We start from the raw sequence: 17,801 nt of genomic DNA on the forward strand, positions 1-17,801 counted from the left end.
TATTTCAGGGCATAAGCAAAGCTGCGCGAAGTATGACGGGATACCACAGAAATTCACTAAACTTTCTGATATCCTTGCAGCGCATTTGCATTATTAACCAGAGGCTTTACATCGTTTATGTCCGGCTGGCCACGAATTTACTACAAATTACTGAATTTACCATTAAGCATCCTGGTAAAAAGCAAGTCTATCCCGGCGGAACCCGCCCCGGAATTGGGACTCGATACCTCTCGTCCCATTATGTACGTCTTACCGTACAACTCAAAAGCAGACTTGCTGACGCTGCGTGCCCAATGTCTGGTGCACGACCTCCCTGACCCCCTGGAACCGCTGGAGATAGATGGGACTTTGCTGCCGCGCTACGTGTTTATACACGGCGGCCCGCGTGTATTCACCTATTACACGCCAAAAGAAGAGTCCATCAAGCTGTTCCATAACTATCTCGATCTGCATCGCAGCAACCCCGATCTGGATGTACAGATGGTGCCGGTGTCGGTGATGTTTGGGCGTGCTCCAGGGCGCGAGAAAGGCGAGGTCAATCCGCCGCTGCGTATGCTGAACGGTGTACAGAAATTCTTTGCGGTGTCCTGGCTGGGTCGCGACAGTTTTGTCCGCTTCTCGCCTTCGGTCTCCCTGCGCCGCATGGCAGACGAACACGGCACAGATAAAACTATCGCGCAGAAACTGGCACGCGTGGCGCGTATGCACTTTGCCCGCCAGCGCTTAGCGGCGGTTGGCCCTCGCCTTCCTGCCCGCCAGGATCTGTTTAATAAACTGCTGGCCTCAAAAGCCATCGCACGCGCGGTGGAAGATGAAGCACGTAGCAAAAAAATCTCCCATGAAAAGGCGCAGCAAAACGCTATCGCATTGATGGAAGAGATTGCCGCGAATTTCTCCTATGAGATGATCCGCCTGACGGACCGTATCCTGGGCTTTACCTGGAACCGGCTGTACCAGGGAATTAACGTTCACAATGCCGAGCGCGTACGCCAACTGGCGCACGACGGACATGAAATCGTCTATGTGCCGTGCCACCGCAGTCATATGGACTACATGCTGCTGTCGTATGTTCTGTACCATCAGGGGCTGGTTCCACCGCATATCGCGGCAGGGATCAACCTGAATTTCTGGCCGGCAGGTCCGATTTTCCGCCGTCTGGGCGCATTCTTTATTCGTCGTACGTTTAAAGGCAATAAGCTCTATTCCACCGTATTCCGCGAATACCTGGGCGAGTTGTTCAGCCGTGGTTACTCGGTTGAATACTTTGTCGAAGGTGGCCGCTCACGTACCGGCCGTCTGCTTGACCCGAAAACCGGCACGCTGTCGATGACCATCCAGGCGATGCTGCGCGGCGGTACGCGTCCCATTACACTGGTGCCTATCTACATCGGCTACGAGCATGTGATGGAAGTGGGAACTTACGCAAAAGAGCTGCGTGGCGCGACCAAAGAGAAAGAGAGCCTGCCGCAAATGCTGCGCGGTTTGAGCAAGCTACGTAATCTGGGTCAGGGCTACGTTAACTTTGGCGAACCTATGCCATTGATGACCTACCTGAATCAGCATGTGCCGGAGTGGCGCGAATCTATCGATCCTATCGAGTCTATTCGCCCGGCCTGGCTGACGCCGACAGTGAATAACATTGCTGCCGACCTGATGGTACGCATTAACAACGCGGGCGCGGCCAACGCCATGAACCTGTGTTGTACCGCGTTACTGGCTTCCCGTCAGCGTTCTCTGACGCGCGAGCAGCTAACCGAACAGCTCGATTGCTACCTGAGCCTGTTGCGCAATGTGCCGTATGCTTCGGATACGACAGTGCCGACACAAAGCGCCAGTGAACTTATCGACCACGCCTTGCAGATGAACAAGTTTGAGGTTGAGAAAGACACGATCGGTGACATCATTATTCTGCCGCGCGAGCAGGCGGTACTGATGACCTACTACCGCAACAACATTGCGCACATGCTGGTTCTGCCTTCGTTGATGGCCGCGATTGTGACTCAGCACCGCCGGATTTCACGCGCCGCATTGCAGCAGCATATTGAAGCGCTGTACCCGATGCTGAAAGCAGAGCTGTTCCTGCGTTGGGAGCGTGATGAGCTTGCCGGGGTAATTGACGAGCTGGCCAACGAAATGCAGCGTCAGGGTCTGATAACCCTGCAGAACGATGAGCTGCATATCAACCCGGTTCATTCTCGCACGCTGCAGCTGTTGGCTGCGGGCGCGCGTGAAACGCTACAGCGCTATGCCATTACCTTCTGGCTGCTGAGTGCGAACCCGTCCATCAACCGCAGTACCCTGGAGAAAGAGAGCCGCACCGTGGCACAACGTCTTTCCGTGCTGCACGGTATCAACGCGCCTGAGTTCTTCGATAAAGCTGTGTTCAGCTCCCTGGTGCTGACGCTGCGTGACGAGGGCTACATCAGCGATACCGGTGATGCCGAACCGGAAGAAACGATGAAGATCTATCAGATGCTGGCCGAGCTGGTCACATCCGATGTGCGTCTGACCATCGAAAGCGCAACGCAGGGCGAGTAAGCATAAAAAAACCGGTCGAAATGACCGGTTTTTATTGTGCAGGCTAAGCCAAACTCAAAGGTGCCAGTAGCTCATCGCCAGCCCTAAGAACAGCACCAGCCCCACATAGTTATTGTTCATAAACGCTTTAAAGCAGGCATCCCGTTCACGATCGACAATCAGTTTCTGCTGATACACAAACAGCGCGCCCGCCACCAGCAGTGACCAGTAATAGCCCAGCCCCAACCCGTTTAACCAGCCCACCATCGCCATCAGCGCCAGCACACCAACCTGCAGAATGCCAATAATCAGCTTGTCGTTCTGACCAAACAGAATGGCGGTCGATTTAATGCCAATCTTCAGATCGTCATCACGATCGACCATCGCATACTGGGTGTCATAGGCCACCGCCCAGAGAATGTTGGCGAGGAACATCAGCCAACAGCTCAGTGGTACAGACTCACTCACGGCGGCAAACGCCATGGGAATAGACCAGCCAAACGCCGCCCCCAGCACCACCTGCGGCAGGTGCGTATAGCGTTTCATGAAGGGATAAACCCACGCCAGTGCTAACGCGGCAACGGACAACAAAATCGTCATCGTGTTAAGAGTCAGAACCAACAGGAAGGCGAGCAACACCAGCACAACAAACAGTGTTCGGGCCTCTTTCTCCGTGACTGCACCGCTCGGTAGCGGCCGGTTTGCGGTCCGTTTGACGTGTCCGTCAAATTTCCTGTCGGCATAATCATTCACCACGCATCCGGCAGCGCGCATCAGCCACACACCGGCGACAAACACCGCCAGTATCCACAATTGCGGTACGCCGGGGGTCGCTACCCACAGCGCCCACAGCGTAGGCCAGAGCAGTAGTAAGGCACCGATTGGCTTATCCGTACGCATCAAGCGGTGAAACGCCAGCAGCTTATTCTGCGTCAGACTCCACTCCATCTTTATCTTCCTCTCAGTACAACGGCGATGCAGGCAAAAAAAGCTCGGTAAGCATCAGCGGCTTACCGCTCAGCCGCAGGCGGGAACGACGTCCCCACAACGCTGCATCGCGGCCAATCTCAATAAAATCGCGGGTCAATGTCGATGATGTAAACAAATAGCGCCCGAGCGGGGTTTTCCCCAAATTTTGTAAAGCCAGTTCGGGGCCGCACAAGGTGGATTCCGGCACGACAGTCCGACCGGCAAGCCACGGCTCACCATCCGCGCATAACAGGATTTCCCGCAACCAATAGCGGGATTCTGCCGGCAGCAACGTCAACTCTTCAGTGACCTCATTTTGCCCAACGAATCCTTCTCGTATCAATGTTACGGTGACCTGTTTTCCCTGCTGCTCAAAACGTTTGGTCATGGAATCTTCCAGTAACAACCAGTCGAGCAATTGGGGGTCAAGCGACGGGATCGCATCAAAATAACGCAGAGCACGCAGTTGCGTTAACGCGGGGTGTGGCATGCCTTACTCTCCGATTCATAACCTGAAGGCATTGTATCGCAGAAAAGGCTTTGCGGGGTGAGCAAACACGATTAAGTGATCGGTAGGGCAACATAAGTGTAACAAGTAGCATCGAAGGATAAAAAAAGGTGCGCCAGGAGACGCACCAGTTGTTGCAAAATCAACAATGTGGGGAGATGGTTACCCCTTGCCTTTTACACTGCTGATAAAGGTGGAACGGGCAGATTTGGATCCCAGACGTTCAGCTTCATCAAGCAGCTTCAGCGCTTTATCGACATCGCCTTTCGCCACGGCATCCTTAATGCCCTGGTTAAAATAACTTTCCGTGTCATTTAACATCGGCTCGCTTTTCTTCACTGGTTGCGGTGCCGGTGCGGCTACCGCGGCAGCCGGAGCCGCATAGGCCACCGCAGGCGCTGCGGTATTACCCACCGTGACAGGGCCAGGGCCGGATGAGCCAAACAGCGGCCCGACCAGCACGCTGGAGGAGGAGCTGGTTTTGACTTTCAGTTTCAGCAGACCGTCGGTGGTATGACGGGCGATCGGGTCAGGAATATCCGGAACAGCGTTGCCTACACCCTTGGCATAGGCTTTTGCCGGGTCAAGCAGGGTCGTGGTCTGCTGGAGATCTTTATCTGTGGTAAAGACCAGAACATAAAGTTTTTGCTGGCCCAGCGCTGGCGTCAGACGCATTACCCCTTCCAAACGATCGGCACTCATCACGCCGGGCTCCTGGTAGGTGAAATAGCTGCTGGGGAAGAACGCAGATGGCGTCATGTTTTGGTCAAGAATTAAGACGTTTGGCGCAAATACACTGGTTTGTTTGTTGACTTCACTGGTCAGCGTCAGGGTTAACTCACCAATATTTGCGGGTACGCTGTACGCAGCAACTGGGCCAGTAATACCAGCAACATCCAGACGCTGACCCGCTGTCGCTAGCTGTGTCGCCTGGGTTTTGGATTGATCAACCGGCGTCCAGGTTAACTGTTGTAGCGCAGCAGTGGGGATAGTTGGAGCCGCGGTGGTGTTCTGCGGAACAATATTTACATCGGCCAGGCTGATGCCAGGCGCGCTGGCAAATAACCCTGCAGATAAACAAAGGGCAACGAGACTTTTCTTCATTTTCATTGTTATCACCTCAGATAGCATGGGTTCAGCGGTGGCCAGGCAATAGCGCGCTAAACCGTAATCAAGAGGGGCTGGCGCCCCTCTTTCGGTCTTTACGTCAGGTTAGTGCTGAATTACCACCAGATTTCCATCTGGGCACCGAAGGACCACTCATCGCTGTCGCCACGGCTGGTTGTGCTGATACCAGAGTTCGTTGCAGCGGCGTATTTGGTTACGTCGTTACCATTTTTAACGTAGCCCCACTCTTCATCCCATTTGGCATAGGTTGCAAAGACACGAATTGCCGGGCGGGACCAGATGCTGTCACCCGCCTGCCACTGTTGCGCCAGGGTGATTTTGTATTGGCTGTTGCGATCGCTGGTCTGCTGAGATTTGACGTTGTCGTAACCGACTTCCAGCAGGGTGCTCATGATCGGTGTCCATTTGTACATCGGACGAATACCGACGGTGTACCATTCGGTCCCCAGGTCGTTATCCATATCGAGGTTCTGGTACATACCGACGTACATCAGATCCCATTTGTCGCCCAGGGAGATTGCACCGTGGTCAAGTACGCGGAACAGGCTACCGTTGTTATTAATAACGTTATTGGCGTAATTCGTTTTACTACCGTCTGGGTTAGTAACGGTGATGGAGGATGAACCGTAAGACCCTTGGTTCAGACCTTTACCCTGAGTGGTCATAGAATCTGTCGCGTACTGAACAACAAACTTGTTGTAGCCCTTCAGCATGCTCTGGGTATGTTCAGCGGTGAACATCCAGCCGTCTTTAGATGCGCCGTCTGCCAGGTGGTAATCATCGGTGGTATTCGCACGGCCATAGTCAACGCCCAGTTCCAACATCCCATCCGGGTTAGTTGCCAACTGCGCTAAACGAACGTCAAATACGTCGTTGGCGGTGTCTTTGGTACGATCATAGATATTCTGGCTACTGAAAGCGTATGAACCACCCGCTTCCTGTGAACGGCTCGCGGCCAGAGACAGTTTACCGAAGCCCAGATCGATGTTTTCAATACCAGCACCAGGACCTGAAATATCCCAGTAGTAGAAGTCGATCATGTGAACGTCATGACGCTGATAGAAGCGCTTACCGGCCCAGATAGTGGAGCCTGGCAGCCATTCAATCAGGTTTTTACCCTGCACGTTGGCTTCACGGAAGGCCGGGTCAGTCCCTTCCCAGTCATTCTGCTGTGCGACGGAATAGGCAACGTTAGTGTCGAAGTAGAAGCTCTTATCGCCTTCTTTCCACACTTCCTGGCCCAGCTTAATTTCGGCATAGGTTTCACATTCGTTACCGAGACGGTATTTACTTTGGGCACCGGTTGCCTGGAAACATTGTTGTTCGCCGCCACTACCTGTCCAGCCGATACCGGAACGAGCATAACCATGGAAATCGACAGCCATTGCCTGAACAGACATAATGCCTGCCGCCACAGCAACCGCCAGAGGGAGCTTGCGCAGAGTAATCATCGTTCTATCTCCTGAGATCATTGCTTTTCTTTAAACGCTTCACCTTGACGGTTTTGCGCTTTTTTTTAATGGGATACCTTAAACGCCCGGCTCCTGGTGCAACCGACGACATGCAGTGCCATCCTCACGGAACAGATGGCAACGCTCTGGCGGCAGGCCGATAGCGAATGTGGCACCCTCTTCTACCAACACCACGTCGTTCTGGCGGTAAACCAGGTTCTGACGGATGGCGGGGATCTGGATATGGATTTGTGTTTCGTGACCCAACTGCTCGACTACCTGTACTTCACCTTCGAGGGTGACATCAGCAATATCGCTGGGCAGCAGATGTTCCGGGCGAATACCTAAAGACATATTGGCACCGACCTGCACCGCACGGCTTTCCACTGGTAGCCATATTTGCTGGCGGTTAGGTAGCTCAACCTGAACCTGATCGATCGCCGTTGCCGTCACTTTCACCGGCAGGAAGTTCATCTTTGGCGAACCAATAAACCCGGCAACAAAGCGGTCAGCCGGGTAGTGGTACAGCTCCAGGGGTTTACCGACCTGCGCGACGCGGCCGGCATCCAGCACCACAATTTTGTCGGCCAGGGTCATCGCTTCGACCTGATCGTGGGTGACGTAAATCATCGTGCGGCCAAGACGCTTATGCAGGCGGGAGATTTCAATGCGCATCTGGACGCGCAGTGCAGCATCGAGGTTTGACAGCGGTTCGTCCAACAGAAAGACACGCGGCTCTGCAACCAACGTACGGCCAATCGCCACACGCTGACGTTGTCCACCAGAGAGCGCTTTGGGTTTGCGCTCCAGCAGATGGGCCAGTTGCAGCACTTCCGCGACCTGATTAACACGCTGATTCATCACCTCTTTTTTCGCGCCAGCGAGTTTGAGGCCGAATGACATGTTTTCGGCGACGGACAAATGGGGATACAGCGCATAGGACTGGAAGACCATCCCCACGCCACGTTCGGCAGGTGGAATGTCATTCATCCGGGTCTCCCCGATGAACAAATCACCACTGGTGATGGTTTCAAGTCCGGCGATCATACGCAGCAAGGTTGACTTACCACAGCCTGACGGTCCGACAAACACCACGAATTCCCCTTCGTGAATGTCGAGATTGATATCTTTCGATACCACCACGTCACCCCAGGCTTTCGTTACATTTCGCAGCTGTACGCTCGCCATGCCCTTCTCCCTTCGTTACAACCTGTCATCGACAGCAACATTCATTGATGGATTGACTATGCGTTATCCCTTAACGGCGTGAATCCTCCACCCCCCAGCTTTTTTATGGGGGAGGAGGCGGGAGGATGAGAGAGCAGCGTCTGAGACCCTGGCTGTACGCCGTGGAGGAATTTCGTGATGTCGCTTGCAAAAATCAGTGGGTTTTTATGTGCGCCAGTACGCATTACTCACATTTATGTAACACAGATCACATAAAGAACGGGTGGGGCGTAGGGGTAAGGAGGATGGAAAGAGGTTGTCGTATAAAGAAACTAGTCACCGTTAAGCCACCTCTGCAAAATCACCAAACAGGATGGGAACTATGAAAATCAAAACTGGCGCACGCATCCTCGCATTGTCCGCATTGACGACGATGATGTTCTCCGCCTCGGCTCTCGCCAAGATTGAAGAAGGTAAGCTGGTTATCTGGATTAACGGCGATAAAGGCTACAACGGCCTCGCTGAAGTGGGCAAAAAATTCGAGAAAGACACGGGTATCAAAGTTACCATTGAGCACCCTGACAAGCTGGAAGAAAAATTCCCGCAGGTTGCCGCGACCGGTGATGGCCCGGACATTATCTTCTGGGCGCATGACCGTTTTGGTGGTTACGCACAGTCTGGCCTGCTGGCCGAAATCACCCCGGACAAAGCGTTCCAGGACAAACTCTATCCGTTCACCTGGGATGCCGTACGCTATAACGGCAAGCTGATTGCCTACCCAATCGCGGTTGAAGCGCTGTCGTTGATTTATAACAAAGACCTCGTTCCGAACCCGCCAAAAACCTGGGAAGAAATCCCGGCGTTGGATAAAGAGCTGAAGGCAAAAGGCAAATCTGCACTGATGTTCAACCTGCAAGAACCGTACTTCACCTGGCCGCTGATTGCTGCCGACGGTGGTTACGCATTCAAGTTTGAAAACGGCAAGTACGATGTGAAAGACGTCGGCGTGGATAACGCTGGCGCGAAAGCCGGTCTGACCTTCCTGGTTGATCTGATCAAGAACAAACACATGAACGCGGATACCGACTATTCCATCGCTGAAGCGGCCTTTAACAAAGGCGATACCGCGATGACCATTAATGGCCCGTGGGCATGGTCGAACATCGACAAGAGCAAAATCAACTACGGCGTAACGCTGCTGCCAACCTTCAAAGGTAAAGCGTCTAAACCGTTTGTTGGCGTGCTGAGCGCCGGTATTAACGCCGCCAGCCCGAACAAAGAACTGGCGAAAGAGTTCCTCGAAAACTACCTGCTGACCGATCAGGGTCTGGATGAAGTAAACAAGGACAAACCGCTGGGTGCCGTTGCGCTGAAATCCTTCCAGGATCAATTAGCAAAAGATCCACGCATCGCTGCCACCATGGATAACGCCCAGAAAGGCGAAATCATGCCGAACATACCGCAGATGTCAGCATTCTGGTACGCCGTTCGTACCGCAGTGATCAACGCAGCCAGCGGTCGTCAGACCGTCGATGCCGCACTGAAAGATGCACAAGGTCGTATCACCAAGTAGTGCTGTAGCGCACGTGCCGGATGGCGGCATCAATGCCTTATCCGGCCTACAACTTACCGTAGGCCTGATAAGCGCAGCGCCATCAGGCACGCTGACCAACAGGTTTTCATTGTTGTTGAGGATTGAACCCCATGGATGTCATTAAAAAGAAACACTGGTGGCAAAGCGACACACTGAAATGGTCAGTGATGGGTCTGCTTGGGCTGCTGGTCGGTTACCTTGTTGTTTTGATGTACGCTCAGGGGGAGTACCTGTTTGCCATCATGACGCTGATTTTAAGCTCTGCTGGCCTGTATATTTTCGCTAACCGTAAAACCTATGCCTGGCGTTATGTTTATCCTGGCGTCGCCGGTATGGGGCTGTTTGTTCTGTTTCCATTGGTTTGCACCATCGCGATTGCCTTTACCAACTACAGCAGCACCAACCAACTGACCTTTGAACGTGCTCAGGAAGTCCTGATGGATCGTTCTTATCAGGCAGGTAAAACCTACAACTTTGGTCTGTATCCGGCGGGTACGGAGTGGCAACTGGCTCTCACCGACGGTGAAACCGGCAAGAATTATGTTTCCGACGCCTTTAAATTTGGCGGAGAACAAAAACTGCAACTAAAAGAAACGGATGCCTTGCCAGCGGGCGAACGTGGAACGCTGCGTATCATCACGCAGAATCGCCAGGCGCTGAACCAACTGACCGCCATCCTGCCGGATGAAAGCAAAGTGATCATGAGCTCGTTGCGCCAGTTCTCCGGCACGCAACCGCTCTATACTCTCGCTGACGACGGCACGCTCACCAACAACCAGAGCGGCGTAAAATACCGTCCAAACAGCGACATTGGTTATTACCAGGCGATTAATGCCGACGGGAGTTGGGGTACAGAAAAGTTAAGCCCTGGCTATACCGTGACCATCGGCTGGGATAACTTCACCCGCGTGTTTACCGACGAAGGTATCCAGAAACCGTTTTTCGCCATCTTTGTCTGGACGGTGGTCTTCTCCGTTCTGACCGTGATCCTCACCGTGGCCGTCGGGATGGTGCTGGCTTGTCTCGTACAGTGGGAGTCTCTCAAAGGCAAAGCGGTTTACCGTGTGCTGCTGATTCTGCCGTATGCCGTGCCGTCGTTTATCTCGATTCTGATTTTCAAAGGGCTGTTCAACCAGAGTTTTGGTGAAATCAACATGATGCTGAGCGCACTGTTCGGTATCAAACCGGCCTGGTTCAGCGACCCCACCACCGCGCGTTCAATGATTATTATCGTCAATACCTGGCTGGGCTATCCGTACATGATGATCCTGTGCATGGGTCTGCTGAAAGCGATTCCTGACGACCTGTATGAAGCCTCGGCAATGGACGGCGCAGGCCCGTTCCAGAACTTCTTTAAGATTACGCTACCGCTGCTGATTAAGCCGCTGACGCCGCTGATGATTGCCAGCTTCGCCTTTAACTTTAACAACTTCGTGCTGATTCAACTGTTGACCAACGGTGGCCCGGACCGTCTTGGCACCACCACGCCTGCAGGCTATACCGACCTGCTTGTGAGCTACACCTACCGTATCGCTTTCGAAGGCGGCGGCGGTCAGGACTTCGGTCTGGCAGCAGCGATTGCCACGCTGATCTTCCTGCTGGTGGGTGCGCTGGCGATTGTTAACCTGAAAGCCACACGAATGAAGTTTGATTAAGGGAGACAACGAACATGGCTATGGTACAACCCAAATCTCAGAAACTGCGTCTCTTAACAACGCACCTGCTGTTGCTGATTTTCATCGCAGCGATCATGTTCCCGCTGCTGATGGTTATCGCTATCTCGCTGCGCGAAGGTAACTTCGCCACCGGTAGCCTGATCCCGGAAAACATCTCCTGGGAACACTGGAAACTGGCGCTGGGCTTTAGCGTTGAGCACGCAGATGGCCGTGTGACGCCGCCGCCGTTCCCGGTACTGCTGTGGCTGTGGAACTCAGTGAAAGTGGCCACCATTACCGCGATCGGTATTGTGACGCTTTCCACCACCTGTGCTTACGCCTTTGCCCGTATGCGCTTCCCCGGCAAAGCAACCCTGCTTAAAGGGATGCTGATTTTCCAGATGTTCCCAGCGGTGCTGTCTCTGGTCGCGTTATATGCCTTGTTTGACCGCCTGGGCCAGTACATTCCGTTTATTGGTCTGAACACTCACGGTGGCGTGATCTTCGCCTATCTTGGCGGTATTGCGCTGCATGTGTGGACGATTAAAGGCTATTTCGAAACCATCGACGGTTCGCTGGAAGAAGCGGCCTCGCTGGACGGCGCGACCCCGTGGCAGGCCTTCCGCCTGGTGCTGCTGCCACTTTCCGTTCCGATTCTGGCGGTGGTGTTTATTCTGTCGTTCATTGCCGCTATTACCGAAGTCCCGGTCGCGTCACTGCTGCTGCGTGATGTGAACAGCTACACCCTTGCGGTAGGTATGCAGCAGTACCTCAATCCACAGAACTATTTGTGGGGCGACTTTGCCGCCGCAGCTGTACTTTCAGCTATTCCGATCACGCTGGTATTCCTGCTGGCGCAGCGCTGGCTGGTCAACGGCCTGACGGCGGGTGGTGTGAAAGGTTAAGTTTTACCGAAGTAAACGCCCGGCAACGGGCAATGCCACTGCAACCCTCAACTTATGTTATCCCAACCTGTGACTGTTATTCGGCGCTCTACGGAGCGCCATTTTTTATGTTATTTTGCATTACGTTTACGATTATTTCCTTTCGTGCTCCCCATCACTGCAATTCTATTTTTCACCTGAAAATAAACCAATTAAACGGAATTAAGATCACAGAAAAGACAAAACGTAATTGCAATGTAAAAAATGATAATTGTCTTCCCTGCCTGTTAAATTCACCATCACGGCACTGATCAAAAGAGCTGTACCCTCTAAGGCAGGTCTGAATGAACACTCAATATAATTCCAGTTATATTTTTTCGATTACATTAGTTGCAACTTTAGGAGGACTATTATTCGGTTACGACACTGCTGTCATATCCGGAACGGTAGAATCCTTAAATACCGTATTTGTCGCGCCACAACACTTAAGTGAATCCGCCGCTAACTCGCTGTTGGGTTTCTGTGTTGCCAGTGCGCTGATTGGCTGCATCATCGGCGGTGCGCTGGGCGGCTATTGCAGTAACCGCTTTGGTCGCCGGGATTCGCTGAAAATCGCTGCGCTGTTATTTTTTATTTCCGGCATCGGATCCGCATGGCCAGAATTAGGTTTTACCACCATTAACCCCGATAATGCTGTGCCTGTTTATTTAGCAGGGTACGTCCCCGAATTCGTTATTTATCGCATCATCGGTGGTATTGGCGTAGGTTTAGCTTCCATGCTTTCACCTATGTATATTGCTGAGCTGGCTCCGGCACATATTCGTGGAAAACTGGTTTCCTTTAACCAATTCGCGATTATTTTTGGCCAGTTGCTGGTGTACTGCGTTAACTATTTTATTGCCCGTTCTGGCGATGCCAACTGGCTGAATACCGATGGCTGGCGATATATGTTCGCCTCCGAAAGTATCCCCGCCCTACTGTTTTTACTGCTGCTGTATACCGTACCAGAAAGCCCACGTTGGCTGATGGCGCGCGGCAGACATGAACAGGCAGAAAGTATTCTGCGCAAGATTATGGGTAGCACACTCGCCACTCAGGCCATGCAGGAGATTAATCAGTCACTCGAGCATGGTCGCAAAACCGGTGGGCGTCTGTTGATGTTTGGTGCAGGCGTGATCGTTATTGGCGTGATGTTATCTATCTTCCAGCAATTTGTCGGCATCAATGTCGTGCTGTACTACGCACCAGAAGTCTTCAAAACGCTTGGAGCCAGTACCGATGTGGCGCTATTGCAGACCATCATTGTCGGCGTAATCAACCTGAGCTTCACCGTGCTGGCTATCATGACGGTAGACAAATTTGGTCGCAAACCGCTGCAGATCATTGGCGCACTCGGCATGGCAATTGGGATGTTCAGCCTCGGTACCGCGTTTTACACGCAGGCTTCCGGCCTGGTGGCGCTGCTGTCGATGCTATTTTACGTTGCGGCATTCGCCATGTCCTGGGGACCGGTTTGTTGGGTGTTGCTGGCAGAAATCTTCCCCAATGCGATTCGCGGTAAAGCGCTCGCCATTGCGGTTGCGGCCCAGTGGCTGGCGAACTACTTCGTCTCCTGGACCTTCCCGATGATGGACAAAAACTCCTGGCTGGTTTCCCATTTCCACAACGGTTTCTCCTACTGGATCTACGGTTGTATGGGCATCCTGGCGGCGCTATTCATGTGGAAGTTCGTACCGGAAACCAAGGGCAAAACGCTGGAAGAACTTGAAGAACTGTGGGAGCCCGCAGCAGAGAAAGCGAAGCCTGCCTCTGCGCAGTAACCCTGAGCAGCAACACGCCGCAGCCCGATTGCGGCGTGTTGTTTTTTTACTCTCGCTTCAGCCGTTTGGAATTACACAGCCACAGGGTGATCACCAGCAGCAGGATCGCCGCGGAATAGATCAACACATCCATGGGTGCTTTATGATCGACAATGATCAACCGCACAATCGCCGTGATCCCGATATAGACAAAGTAGCGCAGCGGAAAGTGAAACCCTGACTGAAAGTACTTCACAATCAGCGCGATAAATTCAAAGTACAGGAAGTAAACCACCAGCCCTTCCACCAGCTCATATTTGCTGGTTTGTTCCGGCGCGAACAGCACATCTGCCAGATGCAGCGTTTCTTTCCCGAGGAATACGACCAGGATCAGGCCCAGACTCAGCAGCCCCAGATTCAGCACGGTCTGCAAGATGGTGGAGATAAACTCCACGCGGGGACGAGATAGCGACGTCATAACAGCACCTCTTACTCAGTGGCGAGGTTCCTGTATAACGCAAAAATGTGACAGAGATCTACATTTTTGTTTATATTTTGTTCGCACAACGGTTCTTGCCGGATGCCGGTTTTGCCTTATCCGACCTACCGTAGGCCCGGTAAGCGTAGCTCCACCGGGCGATCAACCTTCACATTAACGGAAGTTCTCGCTCCGGTCGCTGGTCATATCGTACAAACCAAACTTACGCCCAAGCTGCTGACCACCATCACGCGTTAACGGTGTCCAGCCTATCGCCGCACGACTGCGGGTTGGACCAGAGGAGAAAAGATCCAGCGGCACGGAAACGTACACCCCTTTGGTGAAATCCCCCTCTCCGTACTCGTCCGGCGATGCATTCGTGATGGTCGCATAACCGCCAACAACCACGCCGCTATCGAAGCGTTTCGCAATTTCCAGTGTGCCGCCCTTGTCCCCCGCCAGATATTGCCCCACGCTGGCTTTCACCAGAACATCCTGGGCAAACGAAGGATTCCAGTACGCGGTCAAATGCCCGGTCTTCACGCTGTAGTCGGTGAATTTCATCATGTCCTGCGCGCTACGCCAGTCACGCTGTTTCACGTAGTTGGCGTCAACGCCAAACGCCCAGTTGCTGTCCAATGGACGGTACAATATTTCCGCGCCCGCCCCACCGTACATGGTTTCCAGATAACCGCCGTAAACCTGTCCGTAGAATCCGTTACCGAGAGACTGGAAGTAATTGGCCTGCAGGTTATTCACGTAGACGTCGTTCTGTACATACTCACGCACATGGGTACGCACGCGTGGCAAATGCGAATCCTGCGGTGGGTTAGTGTAGTTAAACTTGTCGTAGTTATTGGCGAGATTGGCAAACAGGCTACCGGTAGTCAGCAGATGATCGGTAACCCACAGATCCGCCGTGCCCATCACGCCCAGTTGATACATATAGAAATTTTCCGGGCCGCCCACCGACTGGTTAAGTACCGGATCGATGTGAAAATCGAAACGTGATTTGTCGATATACCAGCCCTGCTCGGTGGTTTTCGGCACCACCGGCTCCACGCGTTTTTGCGCCAGTTGAGTCTCATGGCCCAACGGCTCGCCTTCCAGATGGCGCTTGAGGCTGGAAACTTCTGTTTCGGTCGTCACCTGCGGCAAGTTAAGGCGATTTTCCGTAATACGGATCGTGCGGATCCCGTCGGGAAGATCGTTCATCACGATCCGGTTCGCACGTTCGATCCCTTCACGCGAATCACGGTATTTCACCTGTTCGCCGGTCACATACAGCGTATCGCCCTGCACCTGGATTTTAGGATCCGCCAGCCCTGCATTGTATTTCAGCAGCGTTAGCTGATTCGCCACCACCGAATGTTGCAGGATGGCATCCTGCGGCTGTGGCTGATATTTCGGGCGGGCGTTGTCGTTATAGTGTGGTCGCAGATCGTTAAAGTTAGTCCGCAGCGTGACCCCAAACATAAAGGTGTTGCCGCGCTCATAGCTGAGGTTAACGTCGGCCCAATCGGTGACGCGATAAATAGCGCCGACGTTAAACTTGCTCTTCTGATCCAGCTTGCCCGCAAAATCCTGCTGGTAATTATTACCCTCATACTCCAGTTTCAGACGCAGCGGCTGCCAGGGTGTCTGATATTCCACGCCGCCAAACAGCGACGCCGGGCCGTGGAACATCTGGCTGCCGTCAATGGAACCCGCCTGCTTGTAACTGTTATCGCGATGACAGAATTTATCACTGTATGAGCAAAACGGATTGCTGACGTTGCCGCTGGTCCCGAGGTATCCCCAACCGAGACCGAGTGAGAAATCAAACGGTCCCCAGGCTTTGTTCGCCACAATATACTCCGCATCGAACAGGCCCGTTCCGCCAATATCGCGCGCGCCCACCGCCACCTGCGGCATCCAGTAGCTCTCTTCCCACAATCGCAGCTTCAGGTCGAACGCCTTATCCTTGTATGTCTGATCGCCTGAAAACGACTCCACGCTGCTGTATTTTTTGGTGCGCACATCGGTATAGCGCAGGGTCGTTTCCAGCCACGGGAACAGTTGCACCGACGCGGAGTAGTAGCGGTACTGATCGTTATCGCGGTAGTTGAGGCTCATTTCGCCTTCACGGGCCATACGTGCGGTTGGGGTTTGCAGCAGCCCTACGCCGCCAAAATCAGACTGGGAAGGACCAATCGGCGCAGGATAAGTTTCACCGTGACAGACCGCGCTGATACCCAGCGCCAACAGGCTGAGCAGATAAGTTTTTCTCATTATTCGGGTATCCGCTGGGTCAGGGTGCGAAGAATGTCGGCATTGATTTCATCCGGGGTGCTGCTCCAGACAGAGTCCGACAGCCCGACAAAAATGATGCTGCCGGGCATCGGCTCAATGTGACGTTTGTTCCAGTAGGCGACCGCTACTTTTTGTGTGCGTCCGTCGGGATAGACAATCCAGGCGTAGCTACGATCCGCGCCGCTGAGCCGACGCTGCCCATCGAGATAGCTGGCAACATCACGTCCGGGTATAAACGGCTGCTTACCCGGGTGGCTTAGCAAACCCAGCAGCGTGATATCCGTGGGCTGCGGCCCAACCCACAGCGTGTAATTGCCCTGCAATGGCGGGTTGCCTCGCTCGCTGACACGCACCACATCCGGGTCAAGATTAATCGTCTGTCTGCCGGTCACCTTCAGCGCCTGAATTTGCTGGCGTAACGCGTTGATAGCCGCGGCATCGTTACCACTTTCTTCAGCGCTCAGCGCCGCCAGGCGCGCCAGTAATGCCTGCTGTTGACGTTGTGCCTCAGCCGTTGCCTGCTCTTCGCCAATCACCGCACCTGGCCACCAGCTATTCGCCAGCTTCGGTTGACCCACCAGATCGACCAAATGCTCCGCGCCGGTCAACGTTTTTGCTTCGGTGCTGCCTGTCGTGATCACTTTTACACTGCCCGCAGCAAAAACAGATGCCGTGCACAGGCTGAATGTCAGCGCGGTAATCATTTGTTTCATCATGGTTTTGCCGCCTTAATCAGCGTGGTTTTCACCGGGAAGAAACCTGCGCCAAGATACTGTTCTGACCGGCGAATCATGCCGTCACTGTCTACCCAGTAGCGGTTATGCCAGCGCGTTTGATCGGTGGTGACGTCTTCATCGAGGATCCGTACCGGCGTTTCATCGCTGCCGACCTTGATGGTGTCAGCACCATCCCATGTGAAAACCGAGCGGGCGGTGGCATAGCGTACCTGCTGATGCTCGGTCCAGCTCATCGTGCGAGACCACGTTGCGCCATCGACTATCTGATTGGGCTTACTAAGCGGGTCGGCAGCCAGATTATTCACCTCGATGAGGTTGTCTCCGTCGAGCTGTGTTTTCACAATGCGCCCATGCTGCGTGACAAGAATGGCCCGATCCTGAGTCACCCATTTCTGCTGTCCGTTTTCCGCGAACGCGAGTACCACAAACAGCTGGGGACCGCCGTTGAGCTGCATATACTGGCTGGCGTAAGGCATATTTTGGATTTCATCATCCGTCATCTGTACGCCGGGAGTACCAAATACGCTATCCCACAGCGAATGCCCCAACCCTTCGGTGGTGGCTGAGCACGCCTGTAGTAGCAGGCAAACCATTATGAGCGCTGGTCGCTTCACGACGTTTC

Annotated in this window: 14 protein-coding genes; 5 read left to right on the forward strand and 9 right to left on the reverse strand. The window is 53.5% G+C overall.

The genetic code is table 11. The features are described from left to right. Positions 1-117: 117 nt before the first annotated feature. Positions 118-2,538, forward strand: coding sequence for a glycerol-3-phosphate 1-O-acyltransferase PlsB (plsB, locus tag IB196_RS20735; protein ID WP_188232235.1), 2,421 nt, complete (start codon positions 118-120; stop codon positions 2,536-2,538). Between the two features lie 54 nt (positions 2,539-2,592). Here plsB and ubiA read toward each other — a convergent pair whose 3' ends face one another. From ubiA to malK, 5 genes are all read right to left on the reverse strand, one after another. After that, entirely contained in the window at positions 2,593-3,465 is an 873-nt protein-coding gene (ubiA, locus tag IB196_RS20740; protein ID WP_005132667.1) for a 4-hydroxybenzoate octaprenyltransferase, read from the reverse strand. 13 nt (positions 3,466-3,478) lie between these two features. Next, positions 3,479-3,976: a chorismate lyase gene (gene ubiC, locus IB196_RS20745; RefSeq protein WP_005132668.1), complete on the reverse strand. Its 498-nt coding sequence runs from the start codon at positions 3,974-3,976 to the stop codon at positions 3,479-3,481. Positions 3,977-4,156: 180 nt separating this feature from the next. Beyond that, positions 4,157-5,104, reverse strand: a complete 948-nt coding sequence (malM, locus tag IB196_RS20750; protein ID WP_005132669.1) for a maltose operon protein MalM — start codon at positions 5,102-5,104, stop codon at positions 4,157-4,159. 113 nt (positions 5,105-5,217) lie between these two features. Continuing rightward, positions 5,218-6,573, reverse strand: coding sequence for a maltoporin (locus IB196_RS20755; RefSeq protein WP_005132671.1), 1,356 nt, complete (start codon positions 6,571-6,573; stop codon positions 5,218-5,220). A 78-nt stretch (positions 6,574-6,651) separates the two neighbouring features. Continuing rightward, a complete protein-coding gene (gene malK / locus IB196_RS20760; RefSeq protein ID WP_005132674.1) occupies positions 6,652-7,761 on the reverse strand; it encodes a maltose/maltodextrin ABC transporter ATP-binding protein MalK in 1,110 nt (369 codons plus the stop codon). A gap of 361 nt (positions 7,762-8,122) precedes the next feature. Between malK and malE the strand changes: the two genes are divergently transcribed. The 4 genes from malE (at position 8,123) to xylE (ending at position 13,693) form a co-directional block, all read left to right on the forward strand. Beyond that, positions 8,123-9,313 (forward strand): maltose/maltodextrin ABC transporter substrate-binding protein MalE, encoded by a 1,191-nt coding sequence (gene malE, locus IB196_RS20765; RefSeq protein ID WP_003031680.1) that lies wholly within the window; start codon positions 8,123-8,125, stop codon positions 9,311-9,313. Between the two features lie 131 nt (positions 9,314-9,444). After that, entirely contained in the window at positions 9,445-10,989 is a 1,545-nt protein-coding gene (malF, locus tag IB196_RS20770; RefSeq protein ID WP_005132677.1) for a maltose ABC transporter permease MalF, read from the forward strand. A gap of 14 nt (positions 10,990-11,003) precedes the next feature. After that, positions 11,004-11,894 (forward strand): maltose ABC transporter permease MalG, encoded by an 891-nt coding sequence (malG, locus tag IB196_RS20775; protein ID WP_005132680.1) that lies wholly within the window; start codon positions 11,004-11,006, stop codon positions 11,892-11,894. A gap of 323 nt (positions 11,895-12,217) precedes the next feature. After that, positions 12,218-13,693 carry a D-xylose transporter XylE gene (gene xylE / locus IB196_RS20780; RefSeq protein ID WP_040229820.1) on the forward strand — a complete coding sequence of 492 codons (1,476 nt, stop codon included), beginning with the start codon at positions 12,218-12,220 and terminating at the stop codon, positions 13,691-13,693. A gap of 46 nt (positions 13,694-13,739) precedes the next feature. On the opposite strand, the gene psiE is transcribed toward xylE, so the two are convergent. The 4 genes from psiE to IB196_RS20800 form a co-directional block, all read right to left on the reverse strand. Further along, positions 13,740-14,150 (reverse strand): phosphate-starvation-inducible protein PsiE, encoded by a 411-nt coding sequence (gene psiE / locus IB196_RS20785; protein ID WP_003031674.1) that lies wholly within the window; start codon positions 14,148-14,150, stop codon positions 13,740-13,742. Between the two features lie 174 nt (positions 14,151-14,324). Further along, a complete protein-coding gene (locus IB196_RS20790; protein WP_188232234.1) occupies positions 14,325-16,421 on the reverse strand; it encodes a YjbH domain-containing protein in 2,097 nt (698 codons plus the stop codon). Further along, positions 16,421-17,158, reverse strand: coding sequence for a capsule biosynthesis GfcC D2 domain-containing protein (locus tag IB196_RS20795; protein WP_040229825.1), 738 nt, complete (start codon positions 17,156-17,158; stop codon positions 16,421-16,423). Before IB196_RS20795 ends, IB196_RS20790 begins: the two co-directional genes overlap by 1 nt. After that, a complete protein-coding gene (locus tag IB196_RS20800) occupies positions 17,155-17,793 on the reverse strand; it encodes a YjbF family lipoprotein (RefSeq protein ID WP_188232233.1) in 639 nt (212 codons plus the stop codon). The genes IB196_RS20795 and IB196_RS20800 overlap by 4 nt, the downstream gene beginning before the upstream one ends. Positions 17,794-17,801 lie beyond the last annotated feature (8 nt).

This window comes from Citrobacter sp. C6_1, from assembly GCF_014596835.2.
Taxonomy (GTDB): Bacteria; Pseudomonadota; Gammaproteobacteria; order Enterobacterales; family Enterobacteriaceae; genus Citrobacter; species Citrobacter pasteurii.